At 58.7% G+C, this 19,606-nt stretch carries 16 protein-coding genes and 1 riboswitch; of the genes, 6 read left to right on the top strand and 10 right to left on the bottom strand.

The window, feature by feature from the left end:
- The first annotated feature begins 49 nt into the window (after positions 1-49).
- From GSQ77_RS10585 to GSQ77_RS10575, 3 genes are all read left to right on the top strand, one after another.
- Positions 50-721 (top strand): heavy metal response regulator transcription factor, encoded by a 672-nt coding sequence (locus GSQ77_RS10585; RefSeq protein ID WP_158901782.1) that lies wholly within the window; start codon positions 50-52, stop codon positions 719-721.
- Positions 718-2,139, top strand: coding sequence for a heavy metal sensor histidine kinase (locus GSQ77_RS10580; protein WP_254067547.1), 1,422 nt, complete (start codon positions 718-720; stop codon positions 2,137-2,139). The genes GSQ77_RS10585 and GSQ77_RS10580 overlap by 4 nt, the downstream gene beginning before the upstream one ends.
- A gap of 240 nt (positions 2,140-2,379) precedes the next feature.
- The gene (locus tag GSQ77_RS10575; RefSeq protein ID WP_158901780.1) at positions 2,380-4,188 is read left to right on the top strand and encodes a cytochrome c biogenesis protein DipZ; all 1,809 of its coding nucleotides are present in this window, start codon (positions 2,380-2,382) and stop codon (positions 4,186-4,188) included.
- A gap of 44 nt (positions 4,189-4,232) precedes the next feature.
- Here the strand turns inward: GSQ77_RS10575 and GSQ77_RS10570 are convergent, their stop codons facing one another.
- Positions 4,233-5,168 (bottom strand): LysR family transcriptional regulator, encoded by a 936-nt coding sequence (locus GSQ77_RS10570; RefSeq protein WP_158901778.1) that lies wholly within the window; start codon positions 5,166-5,168, stop codon positions 4,233-4,235.
- Between the two features lie 272 nt (positions 5,169-5,440).
- Between GSQ77_RS10570 and GSQ77_RS10565 the strand changes: the two genes are divergently transcribed.
- A complete protein-coding gene (locus tag GSQ77_RS10565; RefSeq protein WP_158902919.1) occupies positions 5,441-6,070 on the top strand; it encodes a 2-hydroxychromene-2-carboxylate isomerase in 630 nt (209 codons plus the stop codon).
- 90 nt (positions 6,071-6,160) lie between these two features.
- Here the strand turns inward: GSQ77_RS10565 and GSQ77_RS10560 are convergent, their stop codons facing one another.
- The 8 genes from GSQ77_RS10560 to GSQ77_RS10525 all read right to left on the bottom strand — a co-directional run bounded on the left by GSQ77_RS10560 (position 6,161) and on the right by GSQ77_RS10525 (position 15,870).
- A complete protein-coding gene (locus GSQ77_RS10560) occupies positions 6,161-6,526 on the bottom strand; it encodes a cytochrome c family protein (RefSeq protein WP_254067546.1) in 366 nt (121 codons plus the stop codon).
- A 181-nt stretch (positions 6,527-6,707) separates the two neighbouring features.
- Positions 6,708-8,471, bottom strand: coding sequence for a GMC family oxidoreductase (locus tag GSQ77_RS10555; RefSeq protein ID WP_158901775.1), 1,764 nt, complete (start codon positions 8,469-8,471; stop codon positions 6,708-6,710).
- A 12-nt stretch (positions 8,472-8,483) separates the two neighbouring features.
- Positions 8,484-9,245, bottom strand: a complete 762-nt coding sequence (locus GSQ77_RS10550) for a gluconate 2-dehydrogenase subunit 3 family protein (protein WP_158901773.1) — start codon at positions 9,243-9,245, stop codon at positions 8,484-8,486.
- A gap of 239 nt (positions 9,246-9,484) precedes the next feature.
- Positions 9,485-11,236 carry a methyl-accepting chemotaxis protein gene (locus tag GSQ77_RS10545; RefSeq protein WP_158901771.1) on the bottom strand — a complete coding sequence of 584 codons (1,752 nt, stop codon included), beginning with the start codon at positions 11,234-11,236 and terminating at the stop codon, positions 9,485-9,487.
- Between the two features lie 245 nt (positions 11,237-11,481).
- Positions 11,482-11,751 carry a hypothetical protein gene (locus GSQ77_RS10540; protein ID WP_254067545.1) on the bottom strand — a complete coding sequence of 90 codons (270 nt, stop codon included), beginning with the start codon at positions 11,749-11,751 and terminating at the stop codon, positions 11,482-11,484.
- A 337-nt stretch (positions 11,752-12,088) separates the two neighbouring features.
- Positions 12,089-13,189, bottom strand: a complete 1,101-nt coding sequence (locus tag GSQ77_RS10535) for a branched-chain amino acid ABC transporter substrate-binding protein (RefSeq protein WP_254067595.1) — start codon at positions 13,187-13,189, stop codon at positions 12,089-12,091.
- Between the two features lie 188 nt (positions 13,190-13,377).
- Positions 13,378-14,637: a diaminopropionate ammonia-lyase gene (locus GSQ77_RS10530; protein ID WP_158901769.1), complete on the bottom strand. Its 1,260-nt coding sequence runs from the start codon at positions 14,635-14,637 to the stop codon at positions 13,378-13,380.
- Between the two features lie 60 nt (positions 14,638-14,697).
- Positions 14,698-15,870 carry a M20 aminoacylase family protein gene (locus GSQ77_RS10525; RefSeq protein ID WP_158901767.1) on the bottom strand — a complete coding sequence of 391 codons (1,173 nt, stop codon included), beginning with the start codon at positions 15,868-15,870 and terminating at the stop codon, positions 14,698-14,700.
- Between the two features lie 156 nt (positions 15,871-16,026).
- Between GSQ77_RS10525 and GSQ77_RS10520 the strand changes: the two genes are divergently transcribed.
- Together GSQ77_RS10520 and GSQ77_RS10515 are read left to right on the top strand one after the other, a co-directional pair.
- The gene (locus GSQ77_RS10520; RefSeq protein WP_158901765.1) at positions 16,027-16,527 is read left to right on the top strand and encodes an Lrp/AsnC family transcriptional regulator; all 501 of its coding nucleotides are present in this window, start codon (positions 16,027-16,029) and stop codon (positions 16,525-16,527) included.
- 28 nt (positions 16,528-16,555) lie between these two features.
- Entirely contained in the window at positions 16,556-17,914 is a 1,359-nt protein-coding gene (locus GSQ77_RS10515; RefSeq protein WP_158901762.1) for an LLM class flavin-dependent oxidoreductase, read from the top strand.
- Here the strand turns inward: GSQ77_RS10515 and GSQ77_RS10510 are convergent.
- Positions 17,907-19,082 carry an HD-GYP domain-containing protein gene (locus GSQ77_RS10510; RefSeq protein WP_158901760.1) on the bottom strand — a complete coding sequence of 392 codons (1,176 nt, stop codon included), beginning with the start codon at positions 19,080-19,082 and terminating at the stop codon, positions 17,907-17,909. The genes GSQ77_RS10515 and GSQ77_RS10510 overlap by 8 nt on opposite strands.
- Before the next feature lie 256 nt (positions 19,083-19,338).
- Positions 19,339-19,427, bottom strand: a riboswitch (cyclic di-GMP riboswitch).
- Positions 19,428-19,606: the final 179 nt, after the last annotated feature.

The raw sequence follows: 19,606 nt of genomic DNA, 5'->3' as shown, positions 1-19,606 counted from the left end.
ATGCGATTCTGGCTAGAATGAAGCTCAACCTTTTCGGCAGAGACCCGCAATGAGCATCCTCGTGATCGAAGACGATCTGAAAACCGGCGATTACCTGAAGAAGGGCCTACGCGAATCGGGTTACGCCGTGGATCTCGCGCGCACCGGTACCGACGGCCTGCATATGGCGCTCGAGCAGCCCTACGACCTGGTGGTACTGGACGTGATGTTGCCGGGCCTCGATGGTTGGCAGATCATGACGGCCTTGCGCGCCAAGCGCGACTTGCCGGTGATTTTTCTCACTGCGCGCGATCATTTGAACGATCGTATCCGCGGCCTGGAACTCGGCGCGGACGACTACCTGGTGAAACCATTTTCGTTTACCGAACTGCTGCTCAGGATACGTACACTGCTGCGCCGCGGCGTCGTGCGCGAGGAGGAGTTTTTCCAAATCGCCGATCTGCACCTCGACGTCCTGCGTCGAAAAGTGACACGACTCGGCATCACCATCAACCTCACCAACAAGGAATTCCAGTTGCTGCACCTGCTGGTGAAACGCCAGGGCGAAGCGCTGTCGCGTACCCAAATCGCATCGCAGGTATGGGATATGAATTTCGACAGCGACACCAACGTAGTCGACGTCGCGATCAAGCGTTTGCGCGCCAAGGTCGATTTACCGTTCGAAAAAAAGCTGATCCACACGGTGCGCAGCATCGGCTATCAATTCGGAGAGCAACCTTGATCCGCTCGCGAATCCGTTGGCAATCACGCTCGCTCACCGCGCGCATCACGCTGCTGTTTTCGTTCATCGCCGCGGCGATCGTGTTTGGCCTGGGGATGTTTCTCTATATGTCGGCGCGCAGCGCGTTGGAGACCAGCACCGACTACGCCTTGATCGGACGCGTCGAGCATTTCCGCACGCTGCTGCACGAGATGTATAACACCGAGCAGTTGGAGGCCCGGCCGGCTGTGTTCGAATCGATGCTGGGCAACGAGCGCGATGTATTCATGTTTCGCCGTCCAGGCCAAGCGCCCTTCATCCGCATCAATCCGGACAATCTGACGGTACCAGACTTGCAAGCGGTTCCGATCGGCAAACAGGTCACGCGCGACGCGCTCTACTACGGCCCCGGCCCGAACGGCGTCAAGGTGCGTTGGGCCATGGTCCAGGCGCAAGCCGGCGATCGAGGCGATGTCGTCGACATCATCGCCGGGCATGTGATGACGCAGGAAGTGGCTTTGCTTGACGATTACTATCGGCGCATCTTTCTCACCGGCGCGATCGCCGTGCTCATGACGGCGTTGCTCGCGTATCTCGTGCTTACTCGCGGCCTACGGCCCTTGCATACGATGGCCGACCGGGCCAGTGAAATTACGCCGAAGAACCTCTCCACCCGCCTGCCCGAAGGCGACGTGCCGATCGAGTTGCGCCGGCTGACCCACGCCTTCAACGCGATGCTCGATCGATTGGCCGATGGCTATGAGCGGCTGTCGCAGTTTTCGGCCGACCTCGCCCATGAGATCCGCACCCCCGTCGGCGTGCTGGTCGGGCAGACCCAGGTTACGCTGGCGCAAGATCGCAGCGTGGGCGAATACCAAGCCGTGCTTGAATCAAACCTCGAAGAACTGGAGCGCGTCGGGCGCATCATCGAAAATATCCTGTTCCTGGCTCAAGCCGATCATGAAGGTTTTGCTATCGAAACGGCGGCGCTCGATCTGGCTGGCGAATTGACGACGATTGCCGAATACTTCGAAGGCTTGGCTCAGGAGCGCGAGTTGCAGTTCGACATCGATGCGACGGGCAGCGTGCACGCCAACGCCATGCTGTGGCGCCGCGCGATCAGTAATCTGGTAGTCAATGCCGTGCGCTACGCCGATGCCGGTACAACGATACGGTTGAGCGGTCATCAAGACGGGCAGCACACCACGGTCGTCGTTGAAAATACCGGTGCGCCGGTCGCCCCCACGCAATTGAACCGATTGTTCGATCGCTTCTATCGCGGTGATGCGGCACGCAGCGTATTTACCGAATCCAATGGGCTCGGGCTCGCCATCGTAAAAGCGATCATGGCGCTGCACAACGGCAATGCGGAAGTGTCCTGTACTGCCCATGGCCTGATTTGCTTCAGCTTGCGGTTTCCCAATTCGGTGGCTCGCTAACGGCCAATTTGTGTCGCAATGTATCTGCAGGCCGCGTTGATACACTACATTGCGTTCACCGTGTTTTTCCGACACAAGCCAGATACGTCCGCGCGCTCTAATGCATCAACGGCGGATTGTCCTTGTGGTTTGCATCCCGCCTAGTAGACGCCAGACGGTCGCAGTTGAGCGTGCTGCGCATAGCGTGTTCAAAGTACTCGGCTGGCGTTGAAATCGCCGGATTTGAAAGGAAAACATCGTATGTTATTTATCATCCTCGCCTATCTGGGTGGTGTCCTGACCATCCTGAGCCCCTGCATCTTGCCCGTGCTGCCACTGGTGTTTTCGCGAGCAGGGCTACCGTTCGTGCGTAGCAGCCTGCCGCTTTTGATCGGCATGGCGCTCACTTTTGCGGCGGTCGCCAGCGTCGCGACGGTAGGCGGCGCCTGGGTCACGCAGGCTAATCAATACGGCCGCTGGGTTGCGCTGGTGCTGTTCGGCGTGTTCGGTTTCGCGCTGCTTTTTCCGGCGTTTGCCGAGCGTCTCATGCGTCCCCTTGTGGGCGCGGGCAGCCGTCTTGTGGACTTCGCCCAGCACGATGGCGCGCAGCCACGCATCGTGTCTTCGCTCATCCTGGGCGTTGCAACCGGTTTGCTCTGGGCGCCGTGCGCAGGTCCGATCCTGGGCCTGGTTCTGACAGGCGCGGCATTGCACGGGGCGAGCGCGGGCACCGCGCTGCTGCTGCTCAGTTACGCGGCGGGTGCTGCGACCTCCCTCGCGGTTGCCTTGCTGATCGGTGGGCGCGTGTTCGCCGCAATGAAGCGCTCACTTGGAGCGGGCGAGCGCATCCGCCGCGGCATTGGCGCGGCGATCCTATTCGGTGTTGCCGCGATTGCGACGGGGTTCGATACCACTGCGCTGGCTCAGGTGTCGACGATCTCCACGGCCGGTCTCGAAGAGAAACTGGTTGACCGGCTGTCGCCTCGCGCGACATCGGCAGGTAATATTGCCAACCCGGCTGCCAACTCACGGGCCAACGCGCCCGCTGACGAACTTGTTGCGAAAGCGAGCGACCCGATAAGCACATCGACGCAAGCACCACTGCCGGTAGAGGGAAAAATACCGTCGCTGGCGGGAGCGGTCGAATGGCTGAATTCTCCGCCCTTGAGCGCCGACAGCCTGCACGGCAAGGTGGTCATCGTTAATTTTTGGACGTACTCGTGCATCAATTGTCTTCGGACCCTGCCGTATGTAAAAGCGTGGGCCAAGAAATACCAGGACCAAGGGTTGGTCGTGGTTGGCGTGCACGCGCCGGAGTTTGCCTTTGAGCGCAACGTCGCCAATGTGAAGCGGGCTACGCACGACTTGAATGTGGACTACCCTGTCGCCATCGACAACGACTACGCAATCTGGCGCGCGTTCGGCAACCAGTATTGGCCGGCTTTCTACGTGGTCGATGCACAGGGTCGCATCCGCTATCATCAGTTTGGCGAGGGCGAGTACGCCAAATCGGAACAGGTCATCCAGCAGCTACTGAGGGAAGCCGGCCATCCCAATGTTCCCTCGACCACGATCAATGCCAAGGCGACCGGTACGCAGGTGGCGCCAGACCAAGCCGACATGCTTTCCGATGAAACCTATGTCGGATATGCAAAATCGGAAGGTTTCGCGTCTCCCGAGAAGGTTTTGCCCGATGAAACCCGAACCTATACCGCTCCCGCCAGCAGCTCGCTCAATAACTGGAGCCTCGACGGGCCATGGAAGATCGGCGCTGAACAGGCGCAACTTGCCGGCGCTTCCGGGAAGATCGTCTACCGATTCCATGCGCGTGATCTGCATCTGGTGCTGGGGCCCGCTCCCGATGGCAAACCGATTCGGTTCCGTGTGAGCATCGACGGGGCCGCGCCTGGGTCATCGCACGGCACGGATGTAGCGGCCGACGGCAGCGGCACGATCGACGGGGTACGTCTGTATCAATTGGTGCGACAAACCGGGCCGGTACGAGACCGGACCTTCACCATCGAATTTCTCGATCCCGGCGCGACGGCTTACGCATTCACGTTTGGATAACGGTAGCCACCGGCACCGATGTAATGGGCGCGCGTGGGTTCGTGTCAGGACGCAAGGCGAGACGCCTTGTCCTGCCTGAACATTTCCATGTCCGTGAGTATCCACGTCAGGAGTTCTTGCGCCGCAACCACCAAAGGCCTGCCGGATTTCACGAGAAGGCGGGCCTTCGTCCCTTTGAACAACGCGTGGTCGATCGGCACGACAGCCAGATTGCCGGAGGCTAGCTCACGATAGGCCGCGAATTCGCCGATCAGCGTAACGAACTTTCCGGACTCGACGAGCCGCTTCAGCGCGATCAGCGAGTTCGACGTCAACGCAGGGCGGATCTCGATGTTCTCCGCAAGCGCGACCATTTGTACGGCCTGGCCGATTCCAAACGTCGACGGCATCAACGCTAGTGGATACGCCACCATCTCGGCAATGGACACCGCCCTTCCGATCTTGGCCAGGGGATGCGACGCGCTCACCAGGAGTACCACGGGCTGTGAGGAAGTGGCGCGATACTCGATACGCGGATGGGGCGGCGGATTATAGGCGAGCCCGATGTGCGCACGGCCTTCGGCCACTTCCGTCAGCACGTCGTCAACGGGAAGCGCATCCATCCCGATCGTCAGCTTCGGATACTGCGCGCAGAAGCGAGCCAGCACTTCGTCGACCAGCGCGTCGACATAGCCCTCGCTGATTGCCAATTGGATATGGCCTTCCTGCAATCCGCGCAGTGCAGCAAGATGGTCTTCGAGTTGCTCCTGGTGTGAGCGATATCCCCGCCAAAACTCCAAGAGGTGAGCAGCCGCTTCGGTGGGCTTGACGCCGCGTGCTTCGCGTTCGAACAGCGTCGCACCGAGTTCATCCTCCAGCAGTTTGATTTGTCGGGTGATCACCGAAGGCGACGTATTGATGCTGTCCGCGGCACCGCGTATCGAGCCGTGAACGAAGACTTCATGAAAATAACGCAGCCGTTGCTGATTGATTTCGCGCATCGATAACCTCGTCTAACCGTGCTGTTGCCAATGAGGCAACGATACGTCAACTTCGTTGCCCACGCTTACACAATTCTCGCGAGGCGATATCAAATAGGCACCCGCCGTTGCATTTATGCAGCGCGCCTCCCACCGCCAGGAACTCACGTCGTCGATCCCGCAAAATACTGACAATTGGGGATAAATCGTTTTCGGTCGTGTTACCGTTCCCCGTGCATGCGTTATGTTTCAGTCGAAACAAGGCGCTTCGACTCGATGCCCCGGAGCACACCATGACAACCTCTGATGCCGACACGCCCGCTTCGCTCGAATTCTGGTTCGATTTCGGCAGCAACTATAGTTATTTGGCCATGATGCGCATTGAAGCATTAGCCAAACAACACGCTGTGGCCATCGCATGGAAACCCTTCCTGCTGGGTCCGATTTTCAAGTCGTTTGGCTGGTCGACCTCACCCTTCCTGCTGCAAAAGGAGAAAGGCAACTACGTGTGGACAGACATGGCTCGTCAGTGCGAAAAGTACCGTTTGCCATGGACGCAGCCGACGAGCTTCCCACGTCGCGCGCTGCTACCCACCCGAGTCGCCTTGATCGGAGCGGAACAGATTTGGATCGCGGCATTTTGCAAACGGATCATGCAGCTGAACTTTGCACAAGATCAGGATGTCGATAGGCCTGACGTGATCGAAGAGGTCCTAACCTCGCTCGGCTTGCCGGCTAAGGAAGTGATGGACCAGGCGCAATCCGACGACAATAAACGTCATCTGCACGCGCAAACACAGGAGGCACTGCAACGCGGGGTCTTCGGCGCTCCGATGTTTTTTGTCGGCGGCGAGATGTTCTGGGGTAACGACCGCCTTGAGGATGCCTTGACGCTGGCTTCTCGGTGCAGAAGCCAGGCCTGATTTCGCGAATCCAACCTCGATCCTAAGCCCACGCACCCACCCCGTCATCGGGCACGCGGCCTCCAATACGCCGCAAACCGTTGCAACGACTTACTTGAGCGTTGCCAAGTAAGCAATCAGATCGGCACGTTGCTTGGCATCGGCCAAACCTGAAAACGGCATCAGGTTGCCGGAAACCACTGCTTGCGGATTTTGCAAATACGCATCCAGCGTCTTAGCGTCCCATGTCAGATTCGCATGCTTCATGGCCGAGCTATAGTGAAAGCCGGGTTCCGACGCGGATGCACGACCGACAATGCCCAGCAAGCCCGGGCCCACGCCGTTAGCGGCGCTGGTGGCGTGGCAAGCGATACATTGCCCATACACTTGCTTGCCGGCGCTGATGCTTTGCGCCATCGCGCTGGAAGCGCCAACTGCCGACACGGCCAGAACTGCGGCGACTGCGACTTTTTTCATAGACATCTCAAGAATCCCTCTGATGAATGACGCCGGACCACCGGCCCGGAGCCACGTTTAAAAAAGAACGATGCGAACCATCATGACGAACAATAACGCGAAGTGGCTCAACGGTCGCTAACATCAACTCGCCCCGTCAACTCAACCCGTCACGCCAACTCGTCGAGTTCAAGCCAACGCGTCAAGCCAACTCGCGCGGACGCTTGACGTAGTCCGCCAGATCGTCGCCGAGACGCAAGGCCATCGCGGCTAACGGGCCTGTCGGGTTGTAACCTGCGTTGTGCACGAATACCGAAGCACCGACCACAAACAGATTTTGCGCATCCCAATGTTGCAGGCGCGGCGACACCACACTGGTCTGCGAATCGGCGCCCATGATCGTGCCACCGGTGATGTGCGTGGTTTGATAGATGCGCGTATCGAACGGGCTCTTGCGCGGCGCCGCAGGTCCGACAATGTCGGCGCCCATCGTTTTGGCGATGTCTTCCATCTTCTTGGTCACAAACGCCGACATTTTCTCTTCGTTCGAACGCCAATCGAATGTCATGCGTATCAGCGGCTGCCCGTATGCGTCTTTATAGACCGGGTCGAGATCCAAGTAGTTTTCCGTATTCGGATAACAACTGCCCTGAATGCTCAAGCCCATCGAGTGCGCGTACCAATCGGCACTCGCCTTTTTCCACGCGGTGCCCCACTGCGGCGTGCCCGGCGGCAAGCGACGGTTCTTGATAGGACGACCGCTGAACATGCCCGCACTGATCCCGCCGCCGCCGAGGAAGTCCAGGCCGGTGTGATCGAAGTTATCGTTATTGAAATCGTCGATAGCCATTGCTGTGCCGCCCGTGGCGAGAAACGGATTCATCCAGCTATCTTTCATGAACAGGTTCACGCCGGAGTTGGTCTGGTAGCAGAAGTTCTTGCCGACCACGCCCAGCCCCGTTACCGGATCGTATGGCAGGCCGATGCCATCCTGCAGCAGCAGCTTGGTGTTCGACATCGTAAAAGCCGCCAGCACCACGACGTCCGCAGGTTGTTCGTACTCTTGACCAGACCTCAAGTCCAGGTATCGCACGCCCGTCACGCGCCGCGCATCCCGGTCGTAGTTGATACCCAGCACGTGGGATTGCGTACGTAGTTCAAAGCCTTTGCGTTGCTTGAGCATCGGGTACAACAAGACATCCGGCGTACCCTTGGCCTGCGCCTCGCAGATGAAACGTTCGCAGTGGCCGCAATACTGGCATTCCCCCAGCTTTTGTCCGTCGGGATTCGTATAAGCGCCAGAAGAATTGGCGACCGGATAGGGAAACGGGTGATAGCCCATCTTCTGTGTCGCGGCAGTGAACTGCAAGCCGGCTTGCGTCGTGATCAACGGCTTTTGCGCATATTCGCCACGACGCGGCGCTTCGAACGGATTGCCGCCAGGCTGTATTTTGCCGTTGATGTTGCCGGCCTTGCCGGAAATGCCGAACAGCTTTTCGAACAGCTCGTGGTACGGCTCCATTTCACGATAGGTGATACCCCAATCCTGCAACGGGACATCCTTGGGGATCGCGTTCTTGCCGTAGCGATTGATGTAGTGCGTGCGCAGCGTCGGTTCGTACTCGGACCAGCGCCACGTATGACCATTCCAGTGATTGGCCGCACCGCCCACGCCTTCGCCGGGCAGGAATGCTTCCATCCAGCGTATCGGCGACGAGGCATCCTGGCGATTGTGACGCAAGGTATAGGTCTGCACGTTCCAGCGCTGCACCAAGCCCTGGCGCACATCCCAACGCATTTCATCGCGCTGCGTCGGTAGTTTGGCTTCCGCGCCCTGGGCATGCTCGCCACCGCGCTCCAGCACCACGACGTCCACGCCTTGCGACGTCAATTGCCGCGAAATCAAACCCGCCGTCAGACCGCCACCAATAATCACGACTGTGCGCTTTGGTAATTTTTTTATCATGTGCGTCACTCTTTAGCTGAAGTCGACAATGGATTTGGGATCTTTAGCGCCGGGATAGGGCTTACCGCGGAAGTCGATCATGTCCAGCCTATGCGTGGCCGGCAAGCCCGGATAACCGACCATCTTCCAGAACACTTTGTCGTTATTGCCGCCGTACAACGGATCGGCAAAGCAGGCCTGTTCGAACAACGGATACATCAATTCGTTGAACCAGGATGCCAGCGCAACTTCATCATCCTTCGTCTTGCCGTGGCTGATATCTTTCAGAAAGCTGTCGGCATCGGCCGGCTGCAGTTGATCGAACGTCTTGCCGAATTGAGCTTGGCATTGACGATTGGCCGCGGCCACGCCAGCGCGAAAAAACTGCTCAGGAGTGAAAGGTAATTGCAAGCCCATTTGTGGTTTGCCCGGCTCCCAGGGGCCGTTCAAATAGCGGCCCGCGCCTTGCCCGTATGCACCGGCGAGCTGACGATCAATGAAAATCGCCAGGCCGCAGTCGACGCCGTTGGGCGTGTATTGATCGGCTGGACACATCACGTTGACCATGTTCTCGACAAAGGCCGCTTCGTCTGCACTGAAGCTTTCGTAACCGACCAGGATCGGTGTGGCTGCCGGTGCTCCCGCGGCCATTGCCGAATCGGCGGCAACGGCAGCAGCGCCTGCAACGCCCGCACCCACTATCAGGTGGGGCGACAGGGGAGCCGCGCCTGCAACGGTAATGACCTTGCGCAGAAAGCTGCGCCGGTGGTGGGTATCTGAAGAGTCTTGGCTCATCTATGTCTCCTGAAATGTGCGCGAGAAATTTCGACAAATTTTTTTTTATGAATTCGGAGCTTTGTTAATTCGACACGGTAAATTCGAGCCAACCTTTCAAAGCTTGACGAATTCGAGGCACGGCGATCAAACCGCTATCGTGATCCGGCCCCGCGCGTAGTATGCAGGACCGGCGTGTTCTTGGCGAACCAAGCGAGTGCGACGCGTGGCGCGCCGCTGCGGGATGCGCACAACTCGCCTTAGAACGTCTCCCACTCGTCGGCGTTGTTGGCCACGCGCGCGGCTGGAGCGACGTCTTGGGCGCCCGCTTTGACTTCGCTGCCGATTCTCTGATGTTGGGTTGGACGACGCGATGCGGTTGCACGCACAGGAGCGGCGTGCGCGGAAGCCGTTTTAATCGTCGTGACTCTGGCCTGCACAGCGGCGGGTCTGACCGTATCGCTGCGTTCGCCGGTGATTTTGAAAACCGCGACCGCGTCTTTCAACGACAAGGCCTGAAGTTCCAACGACTGTGCCGCAGCGCTGGCCTGCTCCACGAGCGCGGCATTTTGCTGAGTCGCCTCATCCATCTGCGTGACGGCACGCGATACCTGGTCGATGCCAGAACTTTGCTCGCTCGAAGCCGCGGAAATTTCTCCCATGATGTCCGTCACGCGTTTCACCGCACCGATGATTTCGCTCATGGTCTCGCCAGCTTGGTGCACCAGCACCGAACCCGACTGCACGCGATCCACGGAGTGCATGATCAAGGTCTTGATCTCCTTGGCAGCGCTGGACGAGCGTTGCGCCAATGTGCGTACCTCGCTGGCCACCACCGCGAAACCCCGCCCCTGCTCGCCGGCGCGAGCCGCTTCCACGGCAGCGTTAAGCGCGAGAATATTGGTCTGGAATGCGATGCTGTCGATAATGCCCACGATCTCGGTAATCTTGGCCGAGCTTTCCTTGATCTCGTCCATGGTAAGGACAACGCGACTGACCACCTCGTTACCTTGACCTGCTATGTCCGATGCGTTGCCGGCCAGCGTGGTCGCTTGACGCGCGTTGTCGGCGTTATGCTTAACCGTGCTGGTCAGCTCTTCCATGCTCGCCGCAGTTTCTTCCAGCGCGGCGGCTTGTTGCTCGGTGCGAGCAGACAAATCCAGATTGCCGGCCGCTATCTGCTTGGTCGCAGAAGCGATCGCTTCGCTACCATGACGCACGGTGCTCACGGTCTTCATGAGATTGTCCTGCATCTTCCCCAAGCCGGTTAATAGCTGACCCATCTCGTCTGAGGAGCGAACCTCTACCGTGTGGGTGAGGTCTCCCGCGGCAATATTGTCGAAGTGCTCGAGTGCGCGATTGATCGGACCGGCGATCGCGCGACGCAGCGAAAACCAACTGTATGCGGCGACCACCAACCCCAGCACAATCGCCAAGGCCGAGAGCATTCTGAAATTTGCGTAACGGCGCTCGGAGTCTTCATAACTCATGCGCGCCTGTGCGGATTCGTATTCGTTAAGTTCCGTTCCGCTTTTTTGCATGGCCGTAAAGGCCGAGCCCACTTTGTGGGCGGTATCCGAAATCGCCTGGCGATCGCCGCCCTTGATCGCGGTATGGAAATTGTCCATGGCCTGTTCTGTCTGCGTAAGGCCATCGGTGACTGCCTGCGCCAGTTGCTTGCCGTGCTCGGTTTGCGGCAGGGCCTGATATTTAGCCCACGAGTCCAAAGCCTGCTTTCCGACATCGGCGGCGGTGCGATACATCTGCTCGGCCCAGGCGGGATCGGTGGTAAGGGAGGCTTGATCCAGCGAGGTGCGCTGGCGACCCGTCCAAAGCATCATGTTGTCCGCGGCCGCCATCTTAGGCATGCGCTCCTGATACAGCTCGCGGTTGGTATCGACGACGGTCGAAATGCCCAGTAAGCCGATGGCGCCAATCGCTATCAACAACATGGACAGAATCACCATGGCCAACGCGAGTCGCGCCTTGATGGTGAATTTGGTTTGCGGCATTAGAAGTGACTCCGTTAGTTTTGCTGACGCTCTTTGACTGGCGGCTTAGCATGGCGGCTCGGCATTGCGGGGAAAGTGCCGGAGAACGACCCAATTATTTTTAACGGCATATTGGCTAGATACTTTAGCGACGCACGTCAGGAGCTCGGTGGCGCCGACAACGTCGGTGTAGTGGGAAACAAGAAATAAGCAGGAAACGGTCAGGCCTGTGCAACAACTTCAGCCTGATGCGGATCAACCGCAGATCAACCGCGGGTCAGCACGAGTTTTTGCACACGCCAGTTCAACAGTTCGGCAACGAAGAGCACATTCTCCGACGGACAGGCCATTTGATGAATCCAGCCGAACTGCTTCAACTGCTTGCCGGATTGGCCGAGTACGCCCAACACCTCGCCTTCGAGCGATAGCTTATAGATGCGCCCGGGGAACGCATCTGCGCTGTAGAGCACCGGGTTCGGCCCTGGCGAGATACGGATCGCCCAAGGCGAGCCTGGCGCAAAAGTGCCGGCGGCCATCGCCGCCTCGTCCGGTATATTGCCGATCGCCGCCTGCGCCGGGTGGCACGGGCACGTCGATGGTGAATTGGCGTTGGAAATTCCCCTCGCCGTCGAACACCTGGATGCGCCGGTTGCTGCGGTCGGCGGCATACACGCGGCCCTCGTGGTCGCGAACTGTGCCGGCCTTCGTTTATGACGGACCCTACCAGGACGGCCAACACGCAGGCTATCCACCAGTGTGCCCAATCACTCATAAAAACTGAATGATCCGGCCACACTTTGCCCGTTTCAACAATAGAGACTCAAACCTATATGGCGTTTCACCAACCCAGGCATTGGGGATGCTGGACGTCGATCAGTGAACCACTGAAACATTGCTCCAGCCGCCATCGCGGAATTGATAAACGCTGATCGCGGCATTCTGCCGATCACCGTGTCCATCGAACTGAATCGCGCCGGTCACACCCTCCATTTTCAACGCCGCGAGCTTGGGCAGATACACCTTCGGATCGGTCGATCCCGCATCCTGCATGGCTTGGACGAGCGCCATCGTCGCGTCATAGGCATATGGCGAATACAGTATGACGGGCGCACCGAACCGCGCCTGGAAGCGCTTGTAAAATGCATCGGCTCCCGGCATCTGCGAACGAGGCGCGCCGGCCAACGTACAAAACGCATCGGACGTCATCGCCTCGCCGGCCAGCTTGATGTAGTCGGGCGTACACGCCTCGTCGCCTGCGATCAACTTGACCTTCAGACCCAACCTTCTTGCTTGCTGGGCGAAACCGGCTGCCTGCGTATCGCCGCCCGCAAACATGATCCCAGTCGGCGTTTTGCTCTTGAGAGCCGTCAGCACAGCCGTCCAGTTGGTCGTCTTGTCGTTGCCGTATTCGCGCCCCACCACCGTGCCGCCTGCCGCTGTCACGGCCTTCGCCACTTCGTCCGCGAGGCCCTCGCCATACGCTGTGCGATCGTCGACGATCGCCACGCGCGTCACCGCCAAATTCTTGACGAGGTAAGTACCTATCACCGTACCTTGGCGCACATCGTTCGCAACCAAGCGAAACGTCGTCTTGTAGCCCTGCGCGGTAAGTCTGGGATTGGTTGCCGATTCGGTAATTTGCGGAATCCCCGCATCCGAATAGATCTTCGATGCCGGGATCGATGTGCCCGAATTGGCATGGCCCACGACACCCGCTACCCCGTCGTCCACCAGCTTTTGTGCAACGGTGACGGCGGTTTTGGGATCCGCGGCATCGTCTTGCGAATCAAGCACAAAGGTGATGGCCTTTGCGCCGATCTGCACGTGCTTGGCGTTCAGGTCTTCAATCGCGAGCCGCACTCCGTTTTCATCGTCCTTGCCTATGCCTGCGAGTTCACCCGTCAATGGCGAGACCTGTCCGATCTTCACGATCGTTTGCGCGCTCACCGTTTGAGCCGCGAGCAAGGCTGTCATTGCAAGCAATGCACTCCTGAAGATATGTTTGCGCATCATTTTCGTCGCCCTCGATATGAGTAAGATTTCCAATTCAGGAAAGTATGACCGTGTGAGCCGCCTTGTTGCCTGCCGCTCACCTTCATCTATCGTAGGGGGCTTGCACGCTGCACAAAAATCAAAGAACACCCATTTTTGCGGTGAAACGGTCATCGAACTTGACGACCGAGAGTCATTTTCTCGGGTACCGAGGCAGCCCATTGCGTTTGAGCGGCTAATACGTGGTCTGCGTGTTTTCCTACCAGTTCGCCGTAGAGAATCGGTGCCGTCGCACCTTCGGTGTTCAGCAACAGCACTTGCGATTGCCGCCCTAATCCCAGCGTGGCTCGATGCGCGGCGCTTTTCGCAACCTGCATCAATCCCGCAAGCCCGGCTGCGCCGGATTCTCCGGCGATGATCGGAATATCGCGACTTGCCCCATCGGCGAGACAGCGCATGGCAACGATTGCGGCTTCGTCGGGAATGGTCATGAAGTAGTCGACCGCTTCACGAAGAAAGCGCCATGCCAGCGGCGATGTATCGCCGCACGCGAGGCCTGCCATCACCGACTCGGTTGAACCCGACGCGTGTGCCGCGTGTCCGCTCAGAGCGCTTTGGTAAAGACAGTCTGCCTGCTGCGGCTCGACGACCACAAATGTCGGGCGATTCTCGCCGTATGTTTCGACAAGGTAGCTGACCACGCCAGCAGCGAGTCCGCCCACCCCGCCTTGAATAAAAACATGCGTCCAGGCGCACGCGCTCCCGAGGCCGGCGCCTTCCTGTTCGATGGCCTCGGCTGCGATCGCACCATAGCCCTGCATGACATCGCGTGGAATCGTTTCGTAGCCGTCATATGACGTGTCGGAGACGACATACCATCCGTGCTCGTCGGCAAGACGTGCGGCTTCGCGTACGGACTCATCGTAATTCCCTTCGATGCGCAGCACTTGCGCACCCAGTTGCTCGATGGCTAGCCGTCGCTCTTCGCTCACATGCCGATGAAGCACGATCACACATCGGCAACCGATGCTGCGTGCTGCGGCCGCCAAGGCACGGCCATGATTGCCGTCGGTCGCGCTAATCACCGTAAACTTCTGCAGCGGCGCCGCATGCGCTCCTGAAAACAGCGCCTGCGGCGCGAAGTCATGCGCCGGCCACTCGCGGCGAATCAGGCGGACCAGCGCGATCGGCGCACCCAAGGCTTTGAAACTGCCGAGGTCCGAGCGCCGCCCTTCGTCTTTTACGCTGATGCTCCCCAGTTGCAATCGCTCGGCCGCGTCTGGCAATCGCCATAGCGGCGTGGGGCCCTGATTCAACCCGTCCCACGTAGACAGCCAGCGTCGGCTTTCGTCGGCGCCTTTCTGGTTGAGCACTTCGCGTAGGGCATCATCATATTTTCTGCGAGTCGCACTCGCGTTATGCACCAACATCACTGTCTTCCTTCTGAATAAACTTTGACCTACTGCTTGGGTGTAACGGCTAGATAAGCGTCAGGCAGGGAGCTTGGTACGCACGATCTCCGCTAGATATCGAGCACCCACAGGCAGCACGGCGTCGTTGAAGTCGTACGCCGAGTTATGCAAGGGCGTGCCGCCCTGCTCCCCCGCCATGCCATTACCCAGAAACGCGAAGTTGCCCGGCACCACTTGCAAGAACGCTCCGAAGTCTTCGGAGATCATCATCGGGGCAACGTTTCCATCGACATTCGCGGCACCCGCCACCGCCGTTGCAGCGGTAACGGCGGTCGACACACACGACGGTGTATTAACGGTCGGCACGAATTCATGCGTATATTCGACTGTGCATTCGGCACCATGGGCTGCACAAATGCCCACACAAATCGCACGCATTCGGGCCTCAAGCAACTGCTGCACTGCCGGCGTATAACTACGCGTGTCGCCTTTGATCACGACATAGCCCGGGATCGCGTTACGGATCCCATCGGTCAATATCTCGGTACAGGAGATCACGGCGGGAACGCCAGGATCAACGCTGCGCGATACGACGGTCTGCAATGCCAGCACGATCTCGGCCGCGATCACGATCGGATCGACCGCCATATGCGGTCGCGCCGCGTGTCCGCCGCGTCCAGTGACGCGGATCACGAAGTTGTCTTCGCTAGCCATGATGCCGCCCGCGCGGGTTGCGATGGTGCCAGCCGCCATGCCCGGGATGTTGTGCAATCCGTATATTTCGTCGACGGGGAAACGTTCGAACAAGCCATCCGCGATCATCGCTTTTGCACCCCTGCCGTGTTCCTCACCCGGCTGGAAGATAAAGCGCACAGTCCCATTGAAATTGCGGCGTTCGCACAACAGCATTGCGGCACCCAGTGCCATGCTCATATGCCCATCGTGGCCACACGCATGTGACTTTCCTTCGCGCAGCGACACGTACGCACGCGTGGGCGCTTGCTCGTGAATGTTCAATGCGTCCATTTCCGCGCGTATCGCCACGATGCCGGTACCGTTTCCGCAACTGAGGCTGGCGACAAAGCCGGTCCCGCCAATTCCACGCGTCACGGGCAGGCCGAGGCGCTCCAACACCGACGCTGCAAAAGCCGACGTGTCGTACTCCTCAAATCCCGTTTCCGGAATGCGATGAAGGACATGGCGCCATCGCGTGAGTTCATGCTCGAAATGCTCCTTGCTTGAGTAATTCATGGTGGGCACGCGTTCCTTGCACGGGTGACTGGCTGACATCCAGTATAGGCGGGCAATCTCAAGAAAAATTCTCGTGAAAAGCCCACTCGATGATATTTTTTATCGATTTTCCTCGGTAAGATGAATCACTTTCACACCCTCCTCGGATGGACGACCATGGCACTCGATCGATTGGACGTTCGAATTCTCAACCTGTTGCAGGAAAATGCCGCCACGCCGCTACGTGTGCTTGCCGAGGCAGCCAATGCGTCTGTGGCGACGTGCCAGCGTCGCATTGCGCAGCTACGCGCGAATGGGATATTGCTCAAGGAAGTGGCCATCGTCGATCGAATACGCGTTGGCCGACCCCTGACGGTTTTCGTCTCGGTAGAACTCGATAAGCAAAACGACGCGCTATTGCGTACCTTTGAACGGCGCATGATGGCCGAAGGAGACGTCATGGCATGCTACGAAGTCTCGGGCGAATTCGATTTCCTGCTGATCGTCAATTCGGCGTCGATGGAGCGGTATCACGCGTTCACTCGGCGTCTGTTTTCATCGAACAACAATGTTCGGAATTTCAAAAGCAACTTCGCGATGAACTGCTCGAAGTTCGAGACAAAAATACCGCTCGATGATCCCGACACAGTTAGCGTAAGTGAAGAGCCTGCCGTTTAACGATTACGTACCACTCACAGGAGACAGCATGCCGAAGGAAATCATCCTCAACGCATTTGATATGAACTGTGTCGGTCACATTCAACAGGGCCTCTGGACCCATCCGCGCGATCGTTCGTCCAGTTACACCGATCTCCAGTACTGGACCGACTACGCGCGCATGCTGGAAGCGGGCCTGTTCGACGGCGTGTTCTTCGCCGATGTGGTCGGCGTGTACGACGTCTATGGTGGCAATGCCGATGCCGCGTTGCGCGGTGCCGTGCAGGTTCCCGTCAACGATCCGACCTTGTTGATCCCCGCAATGGCCGCCGTGACGCAGCACCTCGCATTTGGCGTCACCAGCAATCTGATCGTCGAACAACCGTTCCTGTTCGCGCGGCGCATGTCGACGCTCGATCATCTGACGCGCGGACGCGTCGGCTGGAATATCGTCACCGGTTATCTGGACAGTGCCTCGCGCGCGATCGGTCTGAGCGGCCAGATGGCTCACGACGATCGCTACGATCTGGCCGACGAGTACATGGAACTCGTCTACAAGCTGTGGGAAGGCAGTTGGGAACAAGGTGCCGTGCTGCGCGATCGCGAGCGTGGCATCTATGTGGACGCGTCCAAGGTGCATGTGATTCATCACCACGGCAAGCAGTATCGCGTCGACGCGATGCATCTGTGCGAACCGTCGCCACAGCGCACGCCCGTGCTTTATCAAGCCGGATCGTCCGCGCGCGGCAAGCAATTTGCTGCGGCTCATGCCGAATGTGTGTTCGTCAACGGGCAGGCGAAATCCGCCGTCAAAGCCATCGTCGACGACATCCGCGGCCTCGCCGCCGCGCGTGGCCGGCAAGCTGACGATATCAAGGTGTTGCTCGGTGCGACGATCATCACCGCCCGCACGGATGCTCAAGCTCAGGACAAATATATGGAGTACCAACGTTATGTCAGTTCCGAGGCGGCACTCGCGCACGCGGCGGCATCGCTGGGCATCGATTTCGCCAAGTACGATTTGGATGAACCGATAGCCGCTGGAAAAAGTCAGGCCATCGTATCCAACGTCGAAGCGATGACGCGTGCAGCCGGTCCGCAATGGACCAAGCGCACGCTGTTGGAACAGATGGTTCTGGGCAGCCGTCAGGCGCCTTTGGTGGGATCGGCCGAGCGCGTGGCCGACGAGTTGATCGCATGGACGCAGCAAGCCGGGGTCGACGGGTTCAATCTATCGCGCACCGTGGCGCCTGAGTGCTTCGAGGACTTCATCGCTCTCGTGGTGCCTATCCTTCAAGAGCGGGGTGCCTACAAGCACGCGTATCGCAGTGGCAGCTTGCGCGAGAAGCTGTTCGGTCACGCGCTTTTACCGGCCAGTCACACGGCGGCTCAATTTCGATTCAAATAGCAACACGCGACATATCCGCGACCGGGCAGTCGGAATGCCCAAAGCTCAAGGCATGCAGCCGGCTCCAGGCGGGACGAATAAATACCAGGTTTTCACCGATGATTTCCTCGATCGCGTGCTGGGGTTCGGATGTGTCGCGCCGGGAAGGTTCCTCTAGCGTGTGCCCGTCTGCATTGGTCAGCGCCGCGACAACCGGCGTATGAGCGTGGGCGCCGCCGCGCGTCACAATCGCCAGTTCACCGGAGGCCAGCTTGACATAGCAGCCTGGCGGGTAAATGCCGAACTCCTTGATGACGACTGCTGCCAGTGGGTCCCCGTGGTTCTGCGTGAATAATTGACGCGCAGCCACATTGGGCAACTCGGCAAGCCGCGTTGCACGCGCGCTCAGTTTCGCGATAAACATGTCGATATACCGCAGCACTTGCGACATCTCGGTCGGCGTCTTCATTTGGAGCGGATAACCACTGCCGGTCGATGTTTCATGATGCTGCTCGACCGCGGCCAGCCATTTCCCGTCGGTAATGCCAATCTGCCGTAACCGCACCGCACTCTCACGCGGGTGCCGATGAATGTGTGCCCTTTGCTCGTCCGTGGGCGCTTGACCTTCCATTGCCAGTTGCCCTTGCAACTCGGTCATCGCCATGTTCATGGTCAACGCTGCGCCAACCAAAGAATGGCGATCGTCCTCACTCCACTTCAGCCGACGCGCAATCAACCCGCAGGTTGCTGCGACGTGCAGGGAATGAAACACGCCGTAATCCTTGTAGCGTGTTTGGTCATGACGCAAGATCAGGAAAAGGAGCAAGTCGCGGCTGCTATCGCACAGGCTGATGACGTGGCTAACGCACTCCATGATGCGCAAGGGATCGACTTGCGTGGATGGGGCGGCTCGCAAGAACCCGTCCATATGGTCGTGCAATCTGCCCCACGTGCTGATGAATGTTTCTAGCGGAGTTGGGGGAATGACTTCGACCGCGCTTGCCTCTTCCGCGAATTCGTCCATGTCGACGAAAACACCTCGGTTCACCAGGCTGTCCTGAATCCTCTGGCTTTCCACGATGAAACCTTTGGCCAACAGCAAGCTGCCATCTTGGCCTCGCACGCCAAACCGTAGTCTCGCCCCAATTTGGATTTCGTGAAGGAAAGGTGCAATGGGTACCAAATGCATGACAGCCCCCTCAGTGAAGGTCTGAAATGCTGGCGCAAAGCCCCGCGCAAATTGACGATTCAATTTGCCGACGAGGCTCTAAGCTGCAGGGACCAGCGCATGGGGCTTGGCGGGGAGCTTCATTGCGTACTGACATCGGGCGCATCATTGCCTTCACTGTAGAGGCTAGACCAGACGCAAACCCGAAGTTGTACGGTTCCAAGCGCCACCGACCGGGGCCATTTAAATCCTGGACCGGATACTTGAGCGGTTTATAACCGGCAACCCCGCTGACCTGATTCCTGAGGAACCGTGGGCTCGGTGGCTTTGCGTCCCCGTCTTACAACGGGTTTGCCTAGTATTTTTATTAAAATAATCTTTGCGATTGTGACACAAACTTTTAAAAAGTGTCGCGGGCAATTGTTATCTTTGCTTTGCGTCGAATTAAGCCAATCCTTCAAAGTTGTGTTGCGCAGCGGTAGCGCTCACCGGCACCTTCCGCTAGCCACCTGTCGTTTCCGATCGCGCTGCATCGTCGACGTGGA

Origin of the sequence: Burkholderia sp. L27(2015) (assembly GCF_009765705.1) — a bacterium.
Taxonomy (GTDB): Bacteria; Pseudomonadota; Gammaproteobacteria; order Burkholderiales; family Burkholderiaceae; genus LMUX01.
The sequence above is the reverse complement of the archived record's forward strand: the minus strand, read 5'-3'. Positions and strand labels throughout refer to the sequence as shown.

Coding starts and splice junctions, on each gene's coding strand:
- GSQ77_RS10585 (WP_158901782.1), top strand. CDS start 50: ATGAGCATCCTCGTGATCGAAGACGATCTGAAAACCGGCGATTACCTG.
- GSQ77_RS10575 (WP_158901780.1), top strand. CDS start 2,380: ATGTTATTTATCATCCTCGCCTATCTGGGTGGTGTCCTGACCATCCTG.
- GSQ77_RS10570 (WP_158901778.1), bottom strand. CDS start 5,168: ATGCGCGAAATCAATCAGCAACGGCTGCGTTATTTTCATGAAGTCTTC.
- GSQ77_RS10565 (WP_158902919.1), top strand. CDS start 5,441: ATGACAACCTCTGATGCCGACACGCCCGCTTCGCTCGAATTCTGGTTC.
- GSQ77_RS10560 (WP_254067546.1), bottom strand. CDS start 6,526: ATGAAAAAAGTCGCAGTCGCCGCAGTTCTGGCCGTGTCGGCAGTTGGC.
- GSQ77_RS10555 (WP_158901775.1), bottom strand. CDS start 8,471: ATGATAAAAAAATTACCAAAGCGCACAGTCGTGATTATTGGTGGCGGT.
- GSQ77_RS10550 (WP_158901773.1), bottom strand. CDS start 9,245: ATGAGCCAAGACTCTTCAGATACCCACCACCGGCGCAGCTTTCTGCGC.
- GSQ77_RS10545 (WP_158901771.1), bottom strand. CDS start 11,236: ATGCCGCAAACCAAATTCACCATCAAGGCGCGACTCGCGTTGGCCATG.
- GSQ77_RS10540 (WP_254067545.1), bottom strand. CDS start 11,751: ATGGCCGCCGGCACTTTTGCGCCAGGCTCGCCTTGGGCGATCCGTATC.
- GSQ77_RS10535 (WP_254067595.1), bottom strand. CDS start 13,189: ATGACAGCCTTGCTCGCGGCTCAAACGGTGAGCGCGCAAACGATCGTG.
- GSQ77_RS10530 (WP_158901769.1), bottom strand. CDS start 14,637: ATGTTGGTGCATAACGCGAGTGCGACTCGCAGAAAATATGATGATGCC.
- GSQ77_RS10525 (WP_158901767.1), bottom strand. CDS start 15,870: ATGAATTACTCAAGCAAGGAGCATTTCGAGCATGAACTCACGCGATGG.
- GSQ77_RS10520 (WP_158901765.1), top strand. CDS start 16,027: ATGGCACTCGATCGATTGGACGTTCGAATTCTCAACCTGTTGCAGGAA.
- GSQ77_RS10515 (WP_158901762.1), top strand. CDS start 16,556: ATGCCGAAGGAAATCATCCTCAACGCATTTGATATGAACTGTGTCGGT.
- GSQ77_RS10510 (WP_158901760.1), bottom strand. CDS start 19,082: ATGCATTTGGTACCCATTGCACCTTTCCTTCACGAAATCCAAATTGGG.